The organism is Nocardia concava NBRC 100430, from assembly GCF_000308815.1.
Lineage (GTDB): Bacteria > Actinomycetota > Actinomycetes > Mycobacteriales > Mycobacteriaceae > Nocardia > Nocardia concava.
In genome coordinates, this window is record NZ_BAFX01000198.1 from 17,484 (window position 1) to 38,708 (window position 21,225).

At 63.4% G+C, this 21,225-nt stretch carries 16 protein-coding genes; 4 read left to right on the plus strand and 12 right to left on the minus strand.

Going from position 1 to position 21,225, the window contains the following annotated elements; translation table 11 throughout:
• Positions 1 to 9: 9 nt before the first annotated feature.
• Both ON43_RS44175 and ON43_RS38785 read right to left on the minus strand, forming a co-directional pair.
• A complete protein-coding gene (locus tag ON43_RS44175) occupies positions 10 to 570 on the minus strand; it encodes a polymorphic toxin type 37 domain-containing protein (RefSeq protein WP_083914184.1) in 561 nt (186 codons plus the stop codon).
• A 230-nt stretch (positions 571 to 800) separates the two neighbouring features.
• The gene (locus ON43_RS38785) at positions 801 to 1,031 is read right to left on the minus strand and encodes a hypothetical protein (RefSeq protein ID WP_157514381.1); all 231 of its coding nucleotides are present in this window, start codon (positions 1,029 to 1,031) and stop codon (positions 801 to 803) included.
• 164 nt (positions 1,032 to 1,195) lie between these two features.
• Between ON43_RS38785 and ON43_RS38790 the strand changes: the two genes are divergently transcribed.
• Complete coding sequence (locus ON43_RS38790; RefSeq protein ID WP_157514382.1) at positions 1,196 to 7,882, plus strand: tetratricopeptide repeat protein; 6,687 nt, start codon at positions 1,196 to 1,198, stop codon at positions 7,880 to 7,882.
• Positions 7,883 to 8,154: 272 nt separating this feature from the next.
• On the plus strand, positions 8,155 to 9,456 hold the full coding sequence (locus tag ON43_RS45320; protein WP_157514383.1) for a 3'-5' exonuclease family protein: 1,302 nt from the start codon (positions 8,155 to 8,157) through the stop codon (positions 9,454 to 9,456).
• Between the two features lie 266 nt (positions 9,457 to 9,722).
• Here ON43_RS45320 and ON43_RS38800 read toward each other — a convergent pair whose 3' ends face one another.
• The 5 genes from ON43_RS38800 to ON43_RS38825 form a co-directional block, all read right to left on the minus strand.
• Positions 9,723 to 10,181 (minus strand): hypothetical protein, encoded by a 459-nt coding sequence (locus ON43_RS38800; protein ID WP_157514384.1) that lies wholly within the window; start codon positions 10,179 to 10,181, stop codon positions 9,723 to 9,725.
• 289 nt (positions 10,182 to 10,470) lie between these two features.
• Positions 10,471 to 11,397, minus strand: coding sequence for a hypothetical protein (locus ON43_RS43185; RefSeq protein WP_051179946.1), 927 nt, complete (start codon positions 11,395 to 11,397; stop codon positions 10,471 to 10,473).
• A 470-nt stretch (positions 11,398 to 11,867) separates the two neighbouring features.
• Complete coding sequence (locus ON43_RS43190) at positions 11,868 to 12,791, minus strand: DUF2637 domain-containing protein (RefSeq protein WP_051179947.1); 924 nt, start codon at positions 12,789 to 12,791, stop codon at positions 11,868 to 11,870.
• A gap of 1,583 nt (positions 12,792 to 14,374) precedes the next feature.
• Positions 14,375 to 14,671, minus strand: a complete 297-nt coding sequence (locus ON43_RS38820) for a DUF1905 domain-containing protein (protein WP_040815705.1) — start codon at positions 14,669 to 14,671, stop codon at positions 14,375 to 14,377.
• Between the two features lie 29 nt (positions 14,672 to 14,700).
• Positions 14,701 to 15,090, minus strand: a complete 390-nt coding sequence (locus ON43_RS38825; protein WP_083914186.1) for a DUF1761 domain-containing protein — start codon at positions 15,088 to 15,090, stop codon at positions 14,701 to 14,703.
• Between the two features lie 75 nt (positions 15,091 to 15,165).
• Here ON43_RS38825 and ON43_RS38830 point away from each other — a divergent pair, with 75 nt between their 5' ends.
• Positions 15,166 to 15,819, plus strand: coding sequence for a TetR/AcrR family transcriptional regulator (locus ON43_RS38830; protein ID WP_083914187.1), 654 nt, complete (start codon positions 15,166 to 15,168; stop codon positions 15,817 to 15,819).
• Positions 15,820 to 16,217: 398 nt separating this feature from the next.
• Here the strand turns inward: ON43_RS38830 and ON43_RS38835 are convergent, their stop codons facing one another.
• The 3 genes from ON43_RS38835 to ON43_RS38845 form a co-directional block, all read right to left on the minus strand.
• Positions 16,218 to 16,673 (minus strand): AraC family transcriptional regulator, encoded by a 456-nt coding sequence (locus tag ON43_RS38835; RefSeq protein WP_051179951.1) that lies wholly within the window; start codon positions 16,671 to 16,673, stop codon positions 16,218 to 16,220.
• Positions 16,674 to 16,921: 248 nt separating this feature from the next.
• Complete coding sequence (locus ON43_RS38840; protein ID WP_040815710.1) at positions 16,922 to 17,827, minus strand: alpha/beta fold hydrolase; 906 nt, start codon at positions 17,825 to 17,827, stop codon at positions 16,922 to 16,924.
• A 101-nt stretch (positions 17,828 to 17,928) separates the two neighbouring features.
• Positions 17,929 to 18,501, minus strand: coding sequence for a dihydrofolate reductase family protein (locus ON43_RS38845; protein WP_040815712.1), 573 nt, complete (start codon positions 18,499 to 18,501; stop codon positions 17,929 to 17,931).
• A gap of 138 nt (positions 18,502 to 18,639) precedes the next feature.
• Between ON43_RS38845 and ON43_RS38850 the strand changes: the two genes are divergently transcribed.
• Positions 18,640 to 19,287, plus strand: a complete 648-nt coding sequence (locus tag ON43_RS38850) for a TetR/AcrR family transcriptional regulator (RefSeq protein ID WP_040815714.1) — start codon at positions 18,640 to 18,642, stop codon at positions 19,285 to 19,287.
• Here ON43_RS38850 and ON43_RS38855 read toward each other — a convergent pair.
• Positions 19,258 to 19,863: an isochorismatase family protein gene (locus tag ON43_RS38855; RefSeq protein ID WP_040815716.1), complete on the minus strand. Its 606-nt coding sequence runs from the start codon at positions 19,861 to 19,863 to the stop codon at positions 19,258 to 19,260. The two genes, ON43_RS38850 and ON43_RS38855, sit on opposite strands and share 30 nt — an antisense overlap.
• Positions 19,860 to 21,125, minus strand: a complete 1,266-nt coding sequence (locus ON43_RS38860; protein WP_245568994.1) for an MFS transporter — start codon at positions 21,123 to 21,125, stop codon at positions 19,860 to 19,862. The genes ON43_RS38855 and ON43_RS38860 overlap by 4 nt, the downstream gene beginning before the upstream one ends.
• Positions 21,126 to 21,225 lie beyond the last annotated feature (100 nt).

Consider the following 21,225-nt stretch of genomic DNA (forward strand, 5'->3'; position numbering starts at 1 on the left):
CGCCTCTCGTCATTCGGGTTTCGGTTCCACGCGCCCATCAGGGAAAATCCGCCACCCTGGTGTTCCGCTTGGTGTGAAGTCATAGTGTGGACCGATGGGAGGAGGGTGGTTCAGGTCGGGATGAAGACTGATCGGTTGATCAGGGTTGAACCAGCCACCAAATTCTCCACCTGGGGGATTTTTGCCACGCCACTCCCATCCAGGGTCGAGCGGTGGCTGCGAGGGATCTTGGTAATTGAAGCGTGGAATCGTGAAATCGGTGCCCGGGACTTTGTCCGGTATAGATGGAAGTGACGCAGGGGCATCACCTGTCGGCACGCCATTCTCACCGGTACCAGGCTTCTTGCCCGGTTGCACGAGCTCTCCCTCGCCGATCTCGGGCCCTCGACCGCCGCCGATCAGTCGACCGAGGCCGACCCCGATCCCAACCTCCGTTCCGAACTCCCCCAAGGCGCGAACCGGGTCATCGTCAAACTGTTGCGGAGTTATGCCGGTGAGATCGGTGGCCAGTTGGCTTTCGCGATCGGTGGAGGCGGTGTAGGTGCCTGGCACCGCAGACATGCCGGTCACCGAGTCCGCGAGTTTCCCGGACAGGTAGTCGAAGGCCGCGACACCTGGTTTGACGACGCCTTGACCGAGTTCGCTGGCACCGTCGGCGGCTTGCGCAAGTCGGTCGGTGCCTCGTAATCGCTGCCGACGCCGTCGCTTCCAGCGCGCATATCGCGGACGTCACCGCGGACATGATCCACGATCGACCTCGAACACGGGGCCGATCCATTCACATCATTGGGAGACAGAACCTAGGTGCGTTCCATCGGCGGCTGCATCTCGTTGCGGGGTGTCGAGGTGAGGCGACGTTCGAGCATGCGTAACGCGATCGCGAGAACCTTCGCCGCGGTGGCGAGATGGTCGTGACCGGACAGGGTGAGCGTCGCACCGGCCAAGTCCAGCGCGAGCGGCCCACCGTGCAGCAGCGCGGCCAATCGTGGGGTTGCCCTGGGCGCCGAGTGGGGGGTGGGATCGGGAGTCATGATCAAACCTTTCGTGGGACCTCGTATTTCGGTCATGTCCACGATCGATTCCGGCGTGGTGTCCGATGTCCGATCCGGATCCGGAGATTCAGCGGCCGCCGTACGATAGCCAGTGCCTATTCGTGTACGGATGAACGACCGCGTTTGCGGACGAAGGACCACTCGTGTCGACAGCTTCCGAGCCGCCGAATGCCGCTGCCCAGACCTCCGGATCTGCCGCCAGCCTGCTCACACACCTGCGTGAATTGCACTCGGCTGCAGGAAGTCCGACGGCGGCGGCCTTGCTGCGCCGTATCGAACGTCTGGGACTCAAGGTTGGTCGCAGCACCCTCTATGACCTCTACGACAAGCTCGTCAGCCCCTCCCACAGCGGTGTCGCACAACCCGCGTGGAATACCGTGGAGGCATTCGTCCACGGTTGCCTCGACATCGTCACCGATTCCGGCTACCCCCTCGATCCACTCTGGACCGACACTGACTGGTGGGAAGACCTGCATCAGAACCGTCCAGAACGTCGGCGGCGCGCCATCGTGCAGATCGGTCGAATACCGCCGATAGCAGAGTGGTTCCAAACACGAAGCGAGCAAGCAGAACTCACCCCAGCCCGCGAGGGCCACCCGCCCGAGATTCGCTCACAGGTCATCACCGGAATGGGCGGGGTCGGCAAAACGCAAATCGCCGCACACGCCGCACACCGGGTGGTGCGTGACCGACAGGTCGACCTGCTTGTGTGGATCAACGCATCGACTAGATCGAGCATTGTCGATCGATACGTCGCAGCCGCGTCCGCCATGGATATCGCCGTCGAACCGGCAACCAACGACCAAGTCGCCGAACAGTTTCTGGTGTGGCTGAGCCACACCAGAAAACGCTGGTTGATCGTCCTCGACAACCTCGTCGATCCGAATCACCTACGAGGTTTGTGGCCACCCACTGACAATGGGCACACTCTGGTCACCACCCGGCGCAGCGATGCAGTGTTCGGCGAGCAAGCGCGCGTGATACTTCCGATCGGCGTCTTCACCGACGAAGAAGGACTGGCGTACCTGTGCCAGTCGCTCGAGGTCGTCGATGCTGCGCTGTCCGACGACCTTGCCGGCGTCGCCGCCGACCTCGGAAATCTCCCGCTCGCTCTGAGCCACGCTGCCGCGTTCATCAAGAACAAAAGGATTCCGTGCAGCAGATACCGACAACGCTTCGCCCAGCGCAGGAGTCTCACCGAAGTCCTGCCGACAGCAGCGGACGCGCTCCCCGACGAATACCAGCACACCCTGGCGACCACGGTATCGATGGCCGTCGACGCCGCGAATTCGTTATCGCCCCCCGGCATTGCGGGTCCACTGCTCGAATTCGTCAGCGTCCTGCATGGATCCGCGATACCGCCCGGCGTGTTCGAGGCCGAGGAACTGCGTGATTGGGTCGAAACCCAACGGACACGCGCCCGCCGTGCACCCGCTGATGCGCAGTGGCTCCCAGCGCAATCCGCTGCCGGACAACCAATCTCCCACGACCTGGAAATCACCGCCGAATCCATCGCCGATGGCCTGCACTGTCTGCGGCTGCTGAACCTGGTCACCATCAGCACAGTTGTCGAAGTACACAACCTCGTTCAAGCGGTGACGCGCGAGCGTCTCGGCGCTCTCGCGCTCTACGAGATCGCCCGGCGCGCCGCAGACGTCCTCGCCTCGACGTGGCCGGACCCGGATCTACTCATTGGCTCTGCGTTGCGGGCAAACACGGCCACACTGAGATCGTTTCTGCCCCAGTGGATGTTGCCGCACAGGCTGCTCACCAAGGCAGCTAACTCCCGAGGATTCGCCGGCGACCCAGCAGGTGCCTACGCCGAATTCCGCGAGCTCCTCAACGACCTGGAAACCAAGCAGGCACTGCTCGTCGGCGGAACTAATTCCATTGAGGTCCTGCACGCTCGAGCACACGCCGCCCATTGGAGAGGACTGGCGGGTGACCCCGCGGGCGCAGCAACCGAACTGGCCGACCTGGAGAAGCGCCTCGCACAGATAGTCGCTACCAATCACCCACTCGCGCTCATGGTGCAGACATCACGCGGTTCCATGCGCGCACGATCGGAAAACGTCGAGACCATCACGGACAACCAGCGACTCGTGACGACGTTGCTGCGCGTGGCCGGCGCTGAGCATCCACTCACCCTCACAGCCCGTCATAACCTCGCGTGGCAACTGATTCACGCAGGCCGTTCCACCGAGGCCGTCGCCGCCTACACCGACCTACTCGCTGATCGCTGCCGCATACTTGGCCCCGACCACCCCGACACCCTGATGACACGTGAGAATCTCGCCATCGCCCGCCAAGCCGGCGGCGACGCCGAACATGCGGTCACCGAACTCAGCGACATTCTCGCCGACAGGATTCGCGTCGTCGGACCCGAACATCCCGTGCTCCTTCAGACCCGACACAATCTCGCCCACGCGCTATTCGAAATGGGTGATTTGACTCGAGCGCTCGAAGAGTATGCCGCGCTGCGAGCCGACCAGGAAACGATCCTGGGCCCCCACCACCCGTCGACGCTTCTGGCCCGCATCAACATCGCATCGATACAGACAGACAACGACGCTCCAGCATCCACCGCGATCGCCGAACTCGCCTCGGTCGCAGCCGAATGCCGCACCCACCTTGGTCTTTCACATCCGTACACTTTGTTGGCTCAGGAGAATCTACTGCTCAACGAGCGAAAACTCGAACGCCCCGTGGCGAGCGTGGGAGCGTTGCGCGCGCTACTGCTCGAATGCGAACGTGTGCTGGGACGCAGTAGTTCACGGGTCCGAGGGCTCCGGCCACTCCTCGCGCAATGGATCGTCGAGGACGCTGACAGCGAGACCGCCGCCGCCATGCTCACCCAGCTCGTCGACGAGATACGCCCACTCGATCCCGACCACAGCGACGACCGCATAATCCTCGACACCCTTGCTGCGGCATGCTACAACGCGAAGCAGTTCCAGGCAGCCGCAGCAGCCTACGACGAACTGCTCCAGGCTGAAATCTGCGCGTTCGGTCCCGACAACCGTCGTTCGCTGGCGACCAGGAATCAGTACGCGATGACGCGGATCAGGATGGGCGACACACTGCAGGGACTCGCTCTGCTGGGCGAGCTGCTCGACGATACGCGACGCGTCCTTGGCCCGGACGACCCGCTCACGTTGGGTATCCATCAGAACGTCGTCGTCAATCTGATGACTGTCGATCACGCAGCCTCGATCGACGCGCACGCAATCCTCCGCGCCGAGCTCACCCGCATCAACGGACCGGAGGACCCCGGCTTAATCGATATTGTGCAAAGCCTCGCGGTGGCGAGCATGGAAGTCGGCGACATCGCTGGCGCAGTTACCGCATACCGCGAACTTCTCGACCGACGACTGCGCGCTGTCGGGGCCGATGACGTCGAAACTCTTAAAGCCCGAAAGCATCTGACGCTAGCCCTGCTAGCCGCCGCAGACTGGACGGGCGCTCTGGATGCCTACTCGCAATACGGTGTCGAGGTGTATCGGGTCCATGGACCCGCCAGTGACGAGGCCACCCTGGCCGATTCCGACATCGCGATTCTGCATGCCATCAACGAAATGCCCGCACAGGACTCGGAGATGTCGTGGAGTGATCAACGATCGCTGGCCGGACTGTCGGCCCTGGTGAACAGCGCGGCATCAGTGCAGTACTGGTCCGATGCCGCTGCCGCGTGTCTGGGTCTTCTCGCTGGAACTATCCGAGTTTTTGGTGCCGACCACCTCGAGGTACGGACAACCCGCGAAGCCCTCGCACTTTTGCATGAGCGCAAGGGCAATTGGCGGGATGCGTTGCGCGCCTATCATCAACTCCTGCTGGATCAGCGCCGACTTGAGCCAACATCGGTCCCGGCCACCTGGGTGACCCGTTCAGCGATGGCCCGATGCCATGAGAACACGGGCAACTGGGAGGGAGCCGGCCGGATATACGCAGAACTCTTGGCTGAGCAGACATCCCTGCTGGCCCCCGGCGCATCCGAGCGCATACTGACCCGCAGTGCGCTGGCAACCTCCTACGAACAGTCCGGCAACTGGGGTGCCGCCGCAATCGCGTACCGCGAACTCCTCGGCGAAGTCGAACTCGAAACCGGTACGGCTGAGGAGCTCATTGTCGGAATCCGATTCTCGCTGGCACGTGCCCTCGCGGCGGCCGCCGACTGGCCGAGTGCGGTCGACGCCTTTTCCGGGCTACTCGAGAACATCCGGTCCGCCCCGGATATCGACCACCACGCTGTGCTTGTCGTCCTGAGCAGCCTGGCCCATTGCCGGACACAATGCAACGACTGGGCCGGCGCACTGCCGAATTTCGAAGAGCTGCTCGCCCTACAGCTTGACAGAGACGATCACGACGACCTCGCCGTCCTGCAAACCCGCGTGTCGATCGCGCAATGTCTCTGGAACACTGATGATTTCGCGCGATTGGTGTCCGCAGGACACGACGCCCTCGGCCATCAACTGAAGGTTCTCCCCCCGGACAGCACCGAGGTGCTCACCACCAGGGACTGGATCGCCCACGCACTGCTGAATACCGGTCGTCCAGCAGAAGCCGTGGCCATGCTCGAAGCATCACTGACCGCCTGCGAGCATGCTGCCCACCTCGGCCCTGTGGCGTTGTTCCAATTGCGTACCAACCACGCGATCGCCTGCGGGAAGGCCGGTGATTGGGAGTCTGCGGCAACTGAACTCACCAACCTGGTGCACGAGATGCGCCACCACTATGGCGATCAGGACCCTCGCACAGTCGTCCTCCGCCGAAGACTGGCCGACGCACTACAAGCGGGTCAGCACTGGAGCGCCGCTCTCAACGCCTACACCGAGGTGCTCACCGATCAGCTCAGAGACCTGGCACCAGACAATCCTGACGTTCTCGACGTCCGAGGCAGAATCGCCTTGTGCCACGCCCGTCTGGGCGACTGGCCTGCGGCCGCAGCCGACTACCAGGTTGTCGCAGCCGACCGGCTGCGAATCTTCGGCCCGAACGACCCCGAAACACGCGACATCCGCCGCGCCCTCGCCATCTGTCACGAGAAACTGACGCACTGGCCAGAAGCCGCGCAGATCTACATCGACCTGCTCGCCGACCATCGCGCCGGAATCGAGATGGCAGATGCCGAAATCGTGCACTGCAAGATACGACTCGCCTCCTGCTTACGCGAGGCGCAGGACTGGGACGGCGCGCTCGCTGCCTGCAACGATGTGCTCACACACCTAGCTGAAAGCACGGACCCCGACCCGAATGCCCTCTTCGCCGCGCGTGGCAACATTGCGCACGCACTAGCGTACGGTGGCCGTCCCGCCGAGGCCATCGCACTTCAGCAAGACCTGCTAGCCGAGCAGATGCACCTACTCGGACCCGAGAACCCCGACGTCCTCGCCTCGCGTCTGCAGCTGGCCATTTACCTGACACAGTCTGCCGACTGGGCCGCAGCTGCCCTCGCTTACGCCGATCTGCTGTCCGCCCAACGCCGCACCCTCGAGCCCGACCACCCACACATCCGCGGATCACCGCGGGCGTTAGGGCTCTGCCACAGAAACGCCGAAGACACCAGCGCCGCCCGGGCAATCCTCACAGAACTGCTCGAATCCGATACACGTGTCTTTGGCCCCGACCACCCCGCCTCTCTCGCCAGTCGTGCCGACCTCGCGAGCCTGCTCGTCGCCGCAGGCGACACCGTTGCCGCCGTCGCAGAGATCCGTTCGGTCGCCGCGGACTTTCTCCGAGTCCTGGATCTGCGGCCCACCCGTGCCATCACCATCGAATGGAATACAGCTACCGATACCCGGATGTCGAATCCGCGCCGCGACAACGTGACTGCGGACCCTTCCGTTTCCAGCGCTACGCAAGCCGTCGCGAAGTGGCGTGCCATCGCCGACCGAAACCCCAACCACCTCCACGAACTCGCGCTTGCTTGGTCGACGCTCGGCGATGCACATTCCGAGGAAGGCCGGCACAGCCAGGCGATCACCGCATGTGTAGAGGCCATAGATTGCTTCCGAACGCTGGCAGCACGCAACTCCGAACACCGCGGCCAGCTCGCCGGCATGCTAGCCATTCTCGGCCTCAGACACGCCGCCCTGGATCAACAACGCGATGCTGTATCAGCGCTGCAGGAAGCCCTCGCCCTCTACCGCGGACTCGCCGGAGACAGCCCTGAGTACCGGTTCCGTCTCGCCAGCGTGCTCTTCGAGCTCGGTAAGCAACTCGCCGTCTCCGATAGCCCCCACCGCGCCATCCCCGCCTACGAACAAGCCGCCGCAACCTTCCGCGAGCTGGTCACAGACAACCCCGCCTACCGATCGAATCTCGCCCTGGTCCTCCACAACCTCAGCATCCAATACGGCGAAAACGCCGAACATCGATCAGCACAGAAAGCCGCCGACGAAGCGGTCAAAGGGCTTAGAGATCACCCGCACGAAACCCTCAAAGACCTACCGGCATTGGCCAGCGCCGTAACCAACCTCGGAGTGCGCAATAGCAACCTCGGGCACCACGACCTCGCGATCTTCAACCACGAGGAAGCGGTCGGCATCTACCGGAATCTCCCCGACCAGCAAGCCGGCCTCGCGGCCGCGCTGAACAACCTCGGCACCGTCTACGACAATTCCGGTCGCCCGCACGCCGCCGTCTCGACCTTCGACGAATCCGTCGCCCTCTGCCGAACGCTGGCCGCCGAAAATCCCACCTATCTACCCCTTCTCACTTGCTCCCTATACAACCTCGGACTTACTCAGGCGAACCTTGAACACCACGACAGCGCACTGTCGACCTTCACGGAAGTCGCAAAGATCTGTCGCACCATCGCCGACGCCCGGTGAAAGCGTTCGGGGAAAACCGCCAATTCGATAGCTGCGCAGTTCGCGCAGGTCGCTGGTGAGGTCCATACCGGCGGTGGCGTCGGGGTGCAGGGGCCAGCGCACCGTGCCCGCGCCATGGCGTGCGAGGTCGCCGATACGCGTCACCGGCAGTTCCCTCGACTCGACCAGCCGGTAGGCCACTGATCGGCTAGGTCGTGGACGGCGGATGTGTCGGTTGTGCCTGAGAAGATCCCGCTGTCAGCAGTATTCGAGCATTGGGATCTGGGGGATTCATGGGTGAGATCGTCTCGGTCGACGTAGAGCCTGGCGGTTTTCGAACACCTGTCGGATATCTAGGTATTTGTGAGCTCAGCGCCGAGCAAGTTGAGCAGGCCACGTTGATCAGATTTCTCAGTCCGCTCTGCTCGATGTCATGGAACGAATGGGTCGATCGACAGGAAGACGAGGTGGAACAAGCCCATTCGATGCGGACGCCCACTGAGCGAGAACGCCTTCAGGGACGGTGGGACCTCAGTGACGATATTTCGCACCACGCTAGACTCTTCGGGTCCTCACCTTTGCCAGATCCATTCCCGCAGGCCGAGTTTCGTCAGCCGACTCCGGAGACGTTTGACAGCGTGTGGGCACAACTCAGGCCGCAACTGGTAGGCAAGGTGTTCACCGCCTACAACGCGCGATACGACCAGAATCTCCTCGGCACTTTGGTAGGTCTTGCTGGTGGCGCGCCGCTCGACTGCCGATGGGTTGACGGATACGCGGTCGCGCGCCATTACTGCTACTGGAAGCGTCCGCACACTTCACCGACTGAACAACTGTGGTCGGAACTGTTCGGACGCGACCCATGGACGGTCGAGGGACCCGAGCCCGGGGCACGCCTTCAGGACGTTGTTGTGCGACTCGAATTGATCAGCGCCGAGGACGCGCGGCTGCGCGCCATGGCGCATCGCGAATGGGGTATCGGGAACAAGCTGCTCCTGCGCGACGCCGCCGAGGATGCCTGGGCCAATGCAATGGTCGTGAACGCCGCACTGGGTTTCGAGGGATTGCCGGCTACCGCAGAGGGCATCGGGATACTCGATGCGATGATCGCGGATCCTGACCCGACGCGGTTGGCGCAGCATCAAGCATTCCTTTCCACCCTGCGTCCAATTGACCCCGAATGCGTACAGTTCCTGATCGGTCGGGCACGTAAGCAAGCCCAGCGGTGCATCACCAGGATGGGCGCGATTCACCTTGCCCCGCAGGAGTGGTCGCAAGTTTTTGCCGTTTGGGAGGCCGCATGCTTTTGGCGGATGAGGCTGAAAGGTGTTGTCGAGCCGGAGCTGACTCGGTTAGTGGCCGCAGAGACGGATGCTGTGATCAAGACCGCGCGCGGGTCCCTGCGTAGGCATCAACGCGGGAAGGTGTACGCGGAAGCCCTCTGGTGCTGGCTCGAAGCCAACCGCCGAAAGCTGGTGTTACAAGGCTACAACCAGAACTACATCCAAACTCGCCTCGATCAGCTCTGCGTCGATGAGGAGAAGGACCGCGTGTTGCGCCGACGAAGGTCGCCGCAGCGAGGCCGCTCGGCTTGAAGAGCTATCGCACAAGCCGATTCCTGTCTCAAACCTCTGGCCGATTGGCCAACTGACGGGAGGATCATGCTAAAGCGGTTGTCCGACTACCTGAGCCAATTGGGCGGTGTCGTCTGGTTCGCATCGTAGGAGACCTGCAGGCGGGAGTGGGCGCTACAGGTGGCTGCCATCGAGCCGCCGATGGTCGGTCTGCCCAAACACATTCGCAATGGCTTTAGTCATCATCGGATCGAAGACAGGGATCTTCACCGGCGCACTGGCTGTTGTCACTCGGAGAACTCCTCAGCGATCTCACGCTCGAATTCGATGGACTCGTGCAGGCACGTCGCCGCGGCCTCCACGAAAGCCGAGACTGACTGCAGTACCTCGTGAAACGTCGGCAGGTTGATGTACTCGTGATTCGGCAGCGTGGGCGTCCCATTGGTCCGCAGGTGGTACCTCAGTTCCTGGCCGTCGTGGTCCATGGTGGTCAGCTGCCCGATAATCCGGGTTAGCACAGTCAGCTCGGCCGAGCTGACAGCGCCAGCCGCTGTCGAAGCGACCATCGCCTTCGTCTGCTCCCAGAGCTGGGACAGGTTGTGCGTACGCTTCAACTTCTCGTTCGGCGTGAGCCGGTGCAGCCGATAGCCAAGAGTAAGTGTGTCTTTCAGCTGCAGCTGGATGGCGTGGCGCCAGTTGTTGACGAACGGAAACACCAGAAAGTCCCGGTCGGCAAAGTCATTCATCATCTGGGTATAGGCGAGTTCGGCTGCTGTTCGGAAGCCTCTGATCCGTCCGTAGAACGTCCCTTGACTGGCGGCGAAGAAGGCCGCTGATCCGGGGGCGCGCCGTTGGCGTCGAGCGTGTGATCACCGTGAGGCCACGGCAGATCGAAGTCCATGCGCCCACGGTAGCCGGTGAGACCGACAGGATCACAGCGATTTTCGGTGCTCTGCAGGCATCGTGAACGTCTCTCGGACCCGGACTTGCCAAACGCATGCAGGCGGAAGTACCACGGGTCGTGGCCTCGACGAACTACGGGGTCCTTGTGATTACCTGCCCTAGTACGCTATTCAGCAACTCATTGGATGCGGTTAGGGTGCTGACGACAAGTCGAACTTCTGCGTAGGTTTCGAGTAGATCGGCGATCGCAGCTTCGTCCCAGATCACGATGTCCTTCAAACCGAAGCGTTCAGAAGACATTCCGAGCCGGTGGTGAAACTCGTCCAAGGGTCCGCCGTGTTGATTGGACGTGGGGACAAGCGAGAGGTTGGTGGCAAAGATGACGTAGTCAGGGTGCCTGTACTTTTCCTCGTCCCGCCAACGGTCGAAGCGATCATCGATCCTCTGCCGCAACATCGGTAGAGTTCGCCGGACCTCGTCGGTGCGGATGAAGTACAGCGCTTCCAGCACAATGAACCCGTCCCATGGTGCGGCGGAGCTGGGGTACCCGATTGCACGTCCATCGAGTGTGGCGTCGAATCCACCAGGGCGTGACCACATTCTCTTGCTGACATCAGTCTTCGGCCCCAGCGTGTGGACGGCTAGGGCCTGGCAGGTCTTCTGGAATCCCTCGGGACCAAGCGCGGTCAGCTCGTAGTGCTGAAAGATCTGTGCCACTTGCCCATCTGATAGGTCTCGCTTGGTTCCATCTGATATTTGGCGGGCCTTCCAGAGCAGTAACTCCTCAACTGGATAACGTGAAGCGTGCTCGTCGACCGGCTTGTGGTGGATTCCACAGAGGAGCAGGAGATTCTCGGGCAGGTTGATGGCGTCTAGCGGGAACGTGGGATCGAATCGCGGTCCGTTGGGCTTTTCCGAACGGATGTGTGCAATCTCGGCAATTACGGAGAACGCGCCTCTGTCCTCGAAGATCAGCGCGGTATTGCAGCCTGGAAACGCGCATTTGCGAGCCCCACCGAACAACAGCTTGATCGTCTTCTCCTGGTACGTACGAGCCATGGGACAACTCTAGGATGGAAGTCGCCGGTGCAGGAGAGGTGAAGCCTGCGGTGCGGTGCCTGCGCTGCCGAACGTTGGACTTGCCCCCGGTGAACCCGTCTCGTCGGCACACGGGGTATCGATCGGCATGAGCTCGGCAGCCAGGTCTGAATCCTGGTGCACCCCGGAACGGCCGAGGGACGGAACCAGTGGGATGCGATGGGAATTCCAGTGCCATTTTGCGTGCCATTTTGCGGCCCGAATGGTGGGAACCCAAGGGTTTCGGGCGGACATGATGGGAGGTCTCGGGATCGTGAAATTGCAGGTCAGAATAGGAGAACCCCCGATCTCGCCCGGTCAGCGCACGATCTTGGGGGTTCTACGAGATGATGAAGAAGGACTGGTCCTCCCTGGTTGCAACGGCAGTCGGGTCGGTATGCGTACTGCAGCTCGACGAGCCCGTAACCGGGTGGTGTCACATCGACAGACGGTCAAAGTTGCGTAGGGCTGTTGATTTGCCGTCTATCCGTTCGGACCTTCGGGCTGCGGGCAACCGCCCCGAATTGAGCGGCGTCGCTGATGATCCTGCTGACAGTGGACCGGCTGCGTCGAATCTCGCGGGAGATCTGGGTGGGAGTCCGACCCTGGTCGAAGTGTTTCGACAAGACAATGGCGACTTCGGTCGGGTCGCGGCGGCGGGCTGGATCGCGGTCACAGATCGTGGTGGCGACCCGCGACCAACCTCCGGCTGGTGGTTCACCGCCGAGTGGTTCGTGCGGACCTTCTGGGCTGGTGATTGTGTGGGCGGGCTCGTTATAGCCGTGCACATGAGCAACTTCGGCGTCCGCACCCAGATTGAACTCCTCGATCAGACGTGCACTCGGTGCTGACAGGGTGCGTGGTGCGGGCGATGCCTGTTTCTGCGCACGCGGTGAATGGGCGAGCGCGAGTATCGCGACAGTTGCCTGTGTCATGGATCTTTCGATGATCAGTGGCCACAGCCAGGCATCCATGCCCGGAATTCCGGCTACTCCGGCGAGGTCACGCAACGCGGTGAACGACAGTCTGAACGCGCCGACCGCGATCAGGGCTGTCATCAGGGTTGCGAGTGTGTGGATCAGGCGGGTATGGACGTGCGCACGCAGCAGGATCGTGACGCCGTGTACCGCCGCGAGTAATGCGATCGGCGGCACGATCGCGACTGCTGCGGCCAGCGCGGTGAGCGTCTGGGCGTGCAGTACTGCGTGGGTGGCGTTGCCGGTGATGCTGATGGTTGCGGCGGTGGCGAGTTCACACCAGAAGAAGGCGTGCGCACGCCGGTTCGCTTGTGCGCCGCCGCCCGGTTCATCTGCCGCAGGGGGATCAGAGGTGGGCGATTGTGGCGGATCGTCTGCGAGATCGGTGTCGATGGGCATGATGGTCCTCGGGCGATATCGGGTCGCGACTAGCGATGCGATCGATTGCCGATCGATTGCTGTGGCAAGAAATTCGATGCAGGCCTCGGCGTGTCGACACGCCGAGTCAGCGTCTGCGCTATTGCGGTGCTTCTCGGCGACCGCCTGGTGCGCGCATGGGTGTGCCGCGTTGGCGGAGTGCGTCGCGGATGGTGCTCGCAGGGAATCCGGTTAGGCGGCTGCAGCTGGCTAGTGAGTGGCCAGCGAGGTAGAGCCGCTCGACGTTGTCGATGTCGTCTGTGTTCATCGACTGGAAGCGCCTGGGGACTTCACGGCTGCTCAGGAGAGACAGGACCGCGGTCTTGGAGATGCCGAAGCGCGCTGCGAGCTGTGCGGTGGCGGTGCCGTCGCGATACGCGTGGATGAGCTCGTCCACCGCGGCCGAGCTGAGACGCCGCTCGATTCTGCGAGGCTGGCGTGGACGGTCCGCGAGAGGCATCTGGCGTCGGCGGGGGAGCGTTGAGGGCCGTCCGGCGTCGATTTTGGCACAGCTGGATTCGAGTTTCCGCAGGTCAGCGCGGTTTGAATAACGTCCAGCTAGGTCCACTGGATCGATCGGTCCATCGCGGACGCGGTGGACCGATTTCGGCGTCGTGACATTAGAGCTGCGAGCGGGTCCGATTGCTGAGTCATCGCCAGCCGATCAGCGTTGCGGCGAGGCTGAGAAATCCGTGGTGGATGTCGGCGCCGCGTTCCTAGTTGTATGGCCGACCGCCAGTACCAGTAATCCAGCCGCACTTAGTTACGTAGGTGCTGGCGTCGCTGGTAGGTAATCATTGACGTTGGCCCCGGGGCAACGCGGCGGTCGAAGGGACTCGGATCTGTTGCGGTGCAGGGTTTTCGCTCGCGCTTGGGAGCTGTGGACCTGCGACGGGTCATCCTCCGCGGAAGCGACCTGCCGGGCCGTGGTCGCCGAACCCACACCGATTCCGCCGATGAGGATCGCGCGAATCAAGATGCCAACGATGCCCCACTCGGTTCCCAATCTGCCGCTCTTTACGAAGAAACTCCAAACTGTCCCCTCGAGTGGCTTCTGGTTTGGCGGCGGTTCTCCGCTATCGGGCCATCGATGGCGGCGAGCGATGATGACTGGTCGTAATGCGCGATGCCGAGGTATCGGTCGGATTTCGCTAGGTACGCGGCGTCGACTTCGGACCAATGAACAGTTATGTCGGACGATTTGATGCGTGATTCGGTGCGGGCCATCGGTGTCTTCGTGACGATGGCGTGAGCGGGCTTCGTACCGTCCCATTACATCGCTCGCAGCACCAGGCCGCGCCCGCCGACCCACGTGGCGGGCACGGCGGCGTGCAGGTGGTGGGCGACTGCCTCGGCGCCGACTCTCGTTGAGGCTGACGCAGTCTCGTTGATCTGAGGTACCTGGCGAATCGACCTCATGTCGGCGAGACGGATGGTTACGGTTGGTCCGTTCGTATGGCGGCGAGGGCCGGTGGTGTGGCGACTGCCAATGCTGCTTTCGGCGGCACGAGCGCATTCACGTTGCGGTACTGGAGATCGACTCCAGCAGAGGGCAGGCGTCTCGGTCAGGCGATCCGTTCGTCAAGTCGTACCGTGATGGTGTCGCCGGGCGACTTGCCCAGGGCACGGAGGAGATCTGCCTTTACCGGCAGTTTGTGGGTTCCGTCGCCGAGTGCCATGAATGAGCTGCGGAATGGTTTGCCGTCCATGGTGCCACGTACTTTTACCAAGCCGCGGGTGCCGAAGTATTCGGCGGAGCCGGGCATGACGACGTAGGTCCAACCGCTTGGGGCGGGGCTGCGTTGTAGGACTGCGGTGAACTCGACGTCGATGGGGCTCCGTCGGTGGGGAGTGGGTGTCATGGATTGTGTCCTTTCGGCACGGGTCGGCCTCAATGAACAAGGCCGAGAACAACTCCCAGCAATGTCAGTTTGAGCAGCCAATCGCCTGCGTGCATGCCCGCAGTGACCGGCGCGACACGCTCCCACATGATCGACCCGGTCAGCAGGATGACCGGCAAGCCGATCCAGAGTACGACCGCGAGCAGTAGGCCTCCGGATACCGATTGCATGCCCGAGCGTGATGAGACCCAATGGAACATCGCTGCCACGACCACGGTCCGCAGCAGCTCGGATGCCACCTTCCATGGTGCGGGCCGCCCGCCGCGGTCCATTGCCGCAGCACCGAGCACTCGCCGCTCCAGCGGAGTGACGACAGCGTAGTAGACGGAACTGGCTACGAATGCCGCCAACGCGGCTACCGCGATTCCAACGACGAGCATTCGAACTCCTCGGTTTTAGTACTTACTCGTACGGTATTCGTGCATTTTTGAACTGTCAAGTACTAAAATGGCGTCATGTCTAGTGCGCGCGGTCGGGGCCGTCCCGGAGGAAGTAGTGGTGCGGAGTTGTTGACCATCGCTCGAAACGAGTTCGTCAGACATGGGTTCGATAGAGCGACCATGGACGCCGTCGCGGCGCATTCCGGCGTGTCCAAGCAGACGCTGTATCGCACCTACCGATCCAAGGACCTGCTCTTCGCGGCCGTAGTCCGCGACTGGGTGGATCAGGGGTACGACGCGTTGCGGCCGTACGCCATCGCCCTGCTGAACTCGACCGATTTCGTCGAGGACCTCTATCGGCTGGCCTCTGCGCTGCAGGCGGGAATCCTCAGTGTCGAGGTGATGCAGATGCGCACCTTGGTCGCCACCCAGGCGGCATCCCTTCCCGACGTCGCTCGGGACTACGTCGCCCGGAGCTGGGATCGCAACGTCAACACCCTTGCCGAGGTGCTCGCCGAGCTCACCGAGCGCGGCGAGTTGCGCATCGAACACCCCAGCGTCGCGGCCGAGCAGTTCGTGTGGCTGGCGATCGGCGCTCCGCTCAACCGGCTTTCGTTGTGTGGCGACCGGATTCACGACGACGACCTGTCGCTCGTCGCCCGAGAGGCGGTCGCCACCTTCCTCGGCCGCTACCGAACAGAGCCACCGCGAGGGCTGCCTCAGCCGTAGCGAGACACGCTTTCGCCTCGGATCAACGAGACGATCCATGCCGGGAATGTGAGGCGCATCTACATAAGAAGGTCGCCATGGCGCTCTGGCAGCTGTCCACCACAATCGGTTCAGGGGTCAGACGCATCGGACGAGGCTGGCGCACCTACGTGATGTTTAGTCAAGGTAAGTCCTCAAACCGGGCATTCCAGTCAACTGCGGCCAAAGGGGTCGGCGGCTTCAATGGCTTGGAGGCGCTACACCGGACACTTGAGGCCCAAGTGCTCCTCGCCGACCGGGTGGAGGCGAGCGCCAGCCGGGCCGACCGATGAAATGAAGAACAATGGTGGTATTCGATCGCCACCGAGGTTGTGTCCGCGACTCGCCGAATCCGACCGCTCGGACCAACTTGCCGGGGGTCAGTCTTTGTGAGTCGCTGACAGGGCGGGACCAAGGCTCCGGCCGGTACCGGCGTCGACCCTCTGCTCGGGTCTTTCCGACGACGAGTTTTGTCGGTAGTCGCGTGGACTCAGTCCGTATTCTCGCTTGAACGCCCTACTCAGGGCGAAGGCACTGCCATAGCCGACGTGATTCGCGATGAGATCCAGTGGTTTGTTTGTGCTGCAAAGCATTTCGGCCGCCATTTCCAGGCGGATCGAGGTCAGCATGGAGATCGGGGCCTTGCCGTACGTCTTGGTGAACCTCCGCGTGAATGCCGCCCGGGATAGATGAACTCGCACAGCCAGTTCGGCGATGGTCCACGACCGTGCAGGGTGGGTGCTCATCAGGAGCAGGATCTGATGCACGGACACATCGCGGTGAGCATCTCCACCGGTTTCGGACCTCGCGAGATCATCGATTTCGAAGTAGCTCAAGTCTTTCGCACTCCTGTGCCGCAACGCCCATCGAAAATTGGCTTCGGGACAATTCGGTGCCGGCACGGAGCGGCAGGGGGACTACGGAGACCTGCCGCGGTTGACCATTGAGGCCGACATCGACGCTGAACTCGCCCAACTCGGACCCGCTGACTACCGACCCGCCACGTCCGCGACGCTCTGTTCCGACCACCCCAGCCGTCGATTTGCGTGGCCTCCGACCAGGTGTACTACCGAACTGTGATCCTTCAGGCGGTCGGCCGGGCAGGGGCATCGGTGAGGAAGGCGGATATGACTGGCAGGAGAAGGTCGGGGCGGTGGACGAGGCTGATGTGGGAGGTGCCGGGCAGAATGGCCAGTTGGGCCTTGGGTAGTCCGGCGGGCGTGTCGCCCTGGATATCGCCGCCGAACGCGCGGAACATCTCGACGGCGTGGTCGAGGCGGATGACGTCGGAGTCGCCGATGACGGTCAGAGTCGGCGCGGTGGCCGTGCGCACGGCGGTGATCGGGAATCGGGGCATCGCATTGGTGTCGTGTTCGCGGATGCGGGACACCAGTTGTGGGAAGTCCTGGGGGCGTGGTGCGTTCTTGAGGTAGTCGGTGTGGAAAGTGGTGCCGTGCAGCATTTCCGGTTGTAGTCCGGCGATGCCGTCGAGCAGGCCGGGCCGGAGCCCGTTCTCGTTGAGGCTGCCGGCGGCGAGGATCTGTTTGCGCACCAGGTCGGGGTGGGTGAGGGTGATCTGCAGGGCGATGCCCGCGCCCATGCTGTAGCCGAGCAGGTCGGCGCGCCGCACGCCGATCGAGTGCAGCAGCGCGACGGTGTCGGCGGCCATCCATTCCTCGCGCAGGGGCCGGTCGGTATCGGCGGTGTGTCCGTGGGCTTGCTGCTCGATGGCGATGACCTGGCGGGTCTTGGCCAGTTCCGGGATGAGTTGGCCGAAGTCGGTGCCGATCCCGGACAGCGCGCCGTGCAGCAGCACCAATGGTGGTGCGCTGGAGGGTGTTCCGTGGATCTCGTAATACATGTGCAGGCCGTTCACGTCGGCATACGCACCGGGGGTCGGTGCGGCCGGGGAGGTGTCGGTGGTGCATCCGGTGAGGAGCACGGCCGCGGCCAGGGCGGTCGCGGTGGCGAGTAGTGCGGTGATCTTCACCGTGGTTCCTTCGATATCGGGTGGTCATTCGGGGAGGGCAGCGGACGCGCCCTCCCCATGCGTGCGCGGGTGGGTCCGGGTTCGCGGGGTGGGGCCGATGGTCAGTGGATGACGTCGAAGACGTTGAGCTGCAAGCCGTTTGCGTAGGCCTGGGATTCGACGAGTTGCAGCTTCTGGGCGTCCTTGTCGGTGGCGGAGAACAGGCGCTTGCCCGCGCCGAGCAGCAGCGGGAAGACCAGCAGGTGGTAGCGGTCGATCAGGCCCGCGTCCGAGAGCGCCTGGTTGAGGGACGCGCTGCCGTGCACGATGATCGGGCCACCCTCGGTCTGCTTGAGCGCGGCGACCTCGTCGAGTGAGCGCAGGATGGTGGTTTCGCCCCAGTTGGTGACCAGGTCGTCGTCGGTGAGGGTGGTGGAGACGACGTACTTGGGCATCTCCTTGTATTCGGCGAAGTCCGCCATGTCCGGCCATACCGGGCTGAATGCCTCGTAGCTGGTGCGGCCCAGCAGGATCGCGGTGGCTTCCTGCTGTTCGCGGCCCTTGATCTCGAAGGCATCCGGCACGAATTCGGTGTGCTTGAAGGTCCATCCGGAGTTGCGGTAGCCGGGTTCGCCGCCGGGAGCCTCCACGACGCCATCGAGGGAAACGAAGGCCGAGCTGATCAGAGTGCGCATGGTGAATCTCCTGTGTGGGTGGTGTTTCTCGTATCTGAACGCTGTACAGAAGTGAAGATACACACGACTTCTGGACGTTGTCCAGTTATAATCTGAACAACGTCCAGAAAACCGGCTGACCAGGGCAGGTACTGAAAAATGAGCGAGACTTCGGCGAAACCGGCGCACCGCAGCACCTATCGGCACGGCGCACTACGGGAAGCCCTGCTCGAGGCGGGAGTGGCGATGGCGCGCGAAGGTGGTGGACCGCAGGCGATCGTCCTGCGGGAGGCCTCGCGCCGGGCCGGTGTCGCACCGAACGCGGCATACACGCACTTCAAGGATCGAGAAGCGTTGGTGCAGGCCGTCGCTCGCTTCGCGCTGGCGCGGCTGGCCGCGACCATGACCGCGGAACAGGAAGCGATTGCGGACACCGAGGACGCGGCCGTCGCCGCCCGGGCGCGCTTCCGTGCCGTCGGCGCGGGCTACATCCGCTTCGCCCGCGAGGAACCCGGACTGTTCCGCACGGCGTTCGCGACCCAGCACGATGTGTCCGCGGTCGCCGAACCCGCCGCCGCGGGCCCCACCGGCCGATCGGCGATCGAACTGCTCACCGACGCTCTCAACGGCCTGGTCGACGCCGGACTGCTGCCGCCCGAAAGACGGTCCGGCGCAGAGTTTCTCGCCTGGCCCACCGTGCACGGACTGGCCTACCTCGCCGCCGACGGCCCACTGCGCTTCCTCGAACCGGCCCAACTCGACGACCTCACCCACCGGCTACTGGACATGCTCGACCGCGGAATCTGAACCCGCGGCGAGCATTTCGACGATCTCCTGGGTGCGACCGGTCTCACCGAGGAGCGGGAAGATCCGTTCGATGCTGTTGCGGTGCGCCTCCGCGTCAAGATCAGCCATGGCATCGGTCGCCAGCGTGACGTGGTAGCCGTGTTCGTAGGCGGCACGAGCGGTCGACTCCACGCCGATGCTGGTGGTGAGTCCGGCCAGCACGATCTGAGTGATGCCGCGGCGGCGCAGTTGCAGATCGAGATCTGTTCCGTAGAAGGCATTCCAGGCCCGCTTGGTCACGGTGATGTCCTCCGGGTGACCGGCGAGGTCATCGACGATGACATCCCAGCCTTCGGGCAAGGAACCCGATCGGGTCGGGACCTCGTTGCGCCCCGGAGTGACATCCGATCCGTCCGCGCGGGCCGTGACTCGCACCAGGACGACCGGGGCATTGTGTTCGCGGAAGGCGCGAGCCAGCTCGACCGCCCGGGCCACCACCTCGGGCCCGGTGTTGGGGACCGTGGGAGCGTGGATGGTGGCGTTCTGCAGGTCGACGATGACCAACGCGCTCGCCGCGTCCAGTGCGGTGACAGTCATGAGTTGTGCCTTTCGGGCGTCCGCGGCTCGGCCGCGACAAGTTCGGGTGTCGGTGAAAAATCTTGGCGGCGGGGTAGCAGTAGAGGGCTGGCGAGGATCAGCAGCCCGACGATCGCGATGGCGGTGCGTAGGCTGGTCGCGTAGGCGAGCAGTCCGCCGAGCGCGCTGAGGACGGCGATGGCGGCGCTGCTGCCGATGGACCAGGCCGAAAGGGTTCGGGCCACCAGCTGTTTGGGGGTGTGCTCGAGTCGGTAGGTGGCGAGCACCGGGGTGTACAGGCTCATGCTGATGATGATCACGAGCTCGACGGCGATCACCGTCACGAGGCCGACCGTCCCAGGCCGCACGAAGGCGAGGCCGATCAACCACACCCCGCGCAGCGCGCCGACCGTACGCAAGATCCGGAATTGGCCATATCGCGCCACGGCACGCCCGGCCAGGCGTGAGCCGATGAGCCCGCCCAGGCAGGGGGCGGCGAAGGCGAGTCCGTACTGCCAGGGTGCGAATCCGAGCTGGCGCAGCAGTAGCACCGCCAACAGCGGCTCGGTGGCCATGATCAGTCCGCTGACGAGCAGCTGGTTGAGATAAAGCGCCCGTAAGTCGTTGTGGGCCAGTAGGTGTCGCCAGCCCGCTAGCAGGTCGTTCGCTCGAATCCGGAGCCTGTCGGCGGGTTGCGCAGGTTCTTCGCGGCCTCCAATCGCCGCGACTCCCAACGCGGAGAGCAGGTAGCTCAGCGCGTCGGCCACCACCGTGACCACTGGCCCGAACAGGCCGATCGCCGCGCCGCCCAGTGGCGGCCCGATGGCGATGGAACTCCAGTTCGTCGACTCGAACCGCGCATTGGCCACGAGCAGATCGTCCGGCCGGACCAGGGCCTTGAGATAGGCCCCGCTCGCCGCCCCGAAGGCGATCTTGGCCGCGGCGACCACGACCGAGACGACCAGCAACTGAACGAAGCTGAGCATCCCGAGGGCGTACGCGACGGGGATCGTCATCATGACCGCGAACCGGGCCAGGTCCATCGAGATCATCACCGACCGCTTGCGGCGAAACTCCACCCACGGCCCGAGCGGCACCGCGATCAGCGCGCCCACCGCCGGTCCCACCGACGACAGTGTGGACACCTGAACGGCATTGGCATCCAACACCAGCACCGCGATCAGCGGCAACGCACCGAACCCCAACCCAGAACCATAGGCACTGACCGCGTAGGACGCCCACAGCCATCCGAACTGTCGGCCCAGCGATCGTCTGAAAACCAAGATCCATACCTCCCGCCTCGAACAACTCACTGTTGATCGAGGTGATCAAAGCAAGCCCGAGAGACCCGGATCAAACAACTGAACCGTCGGCGAGCCACAA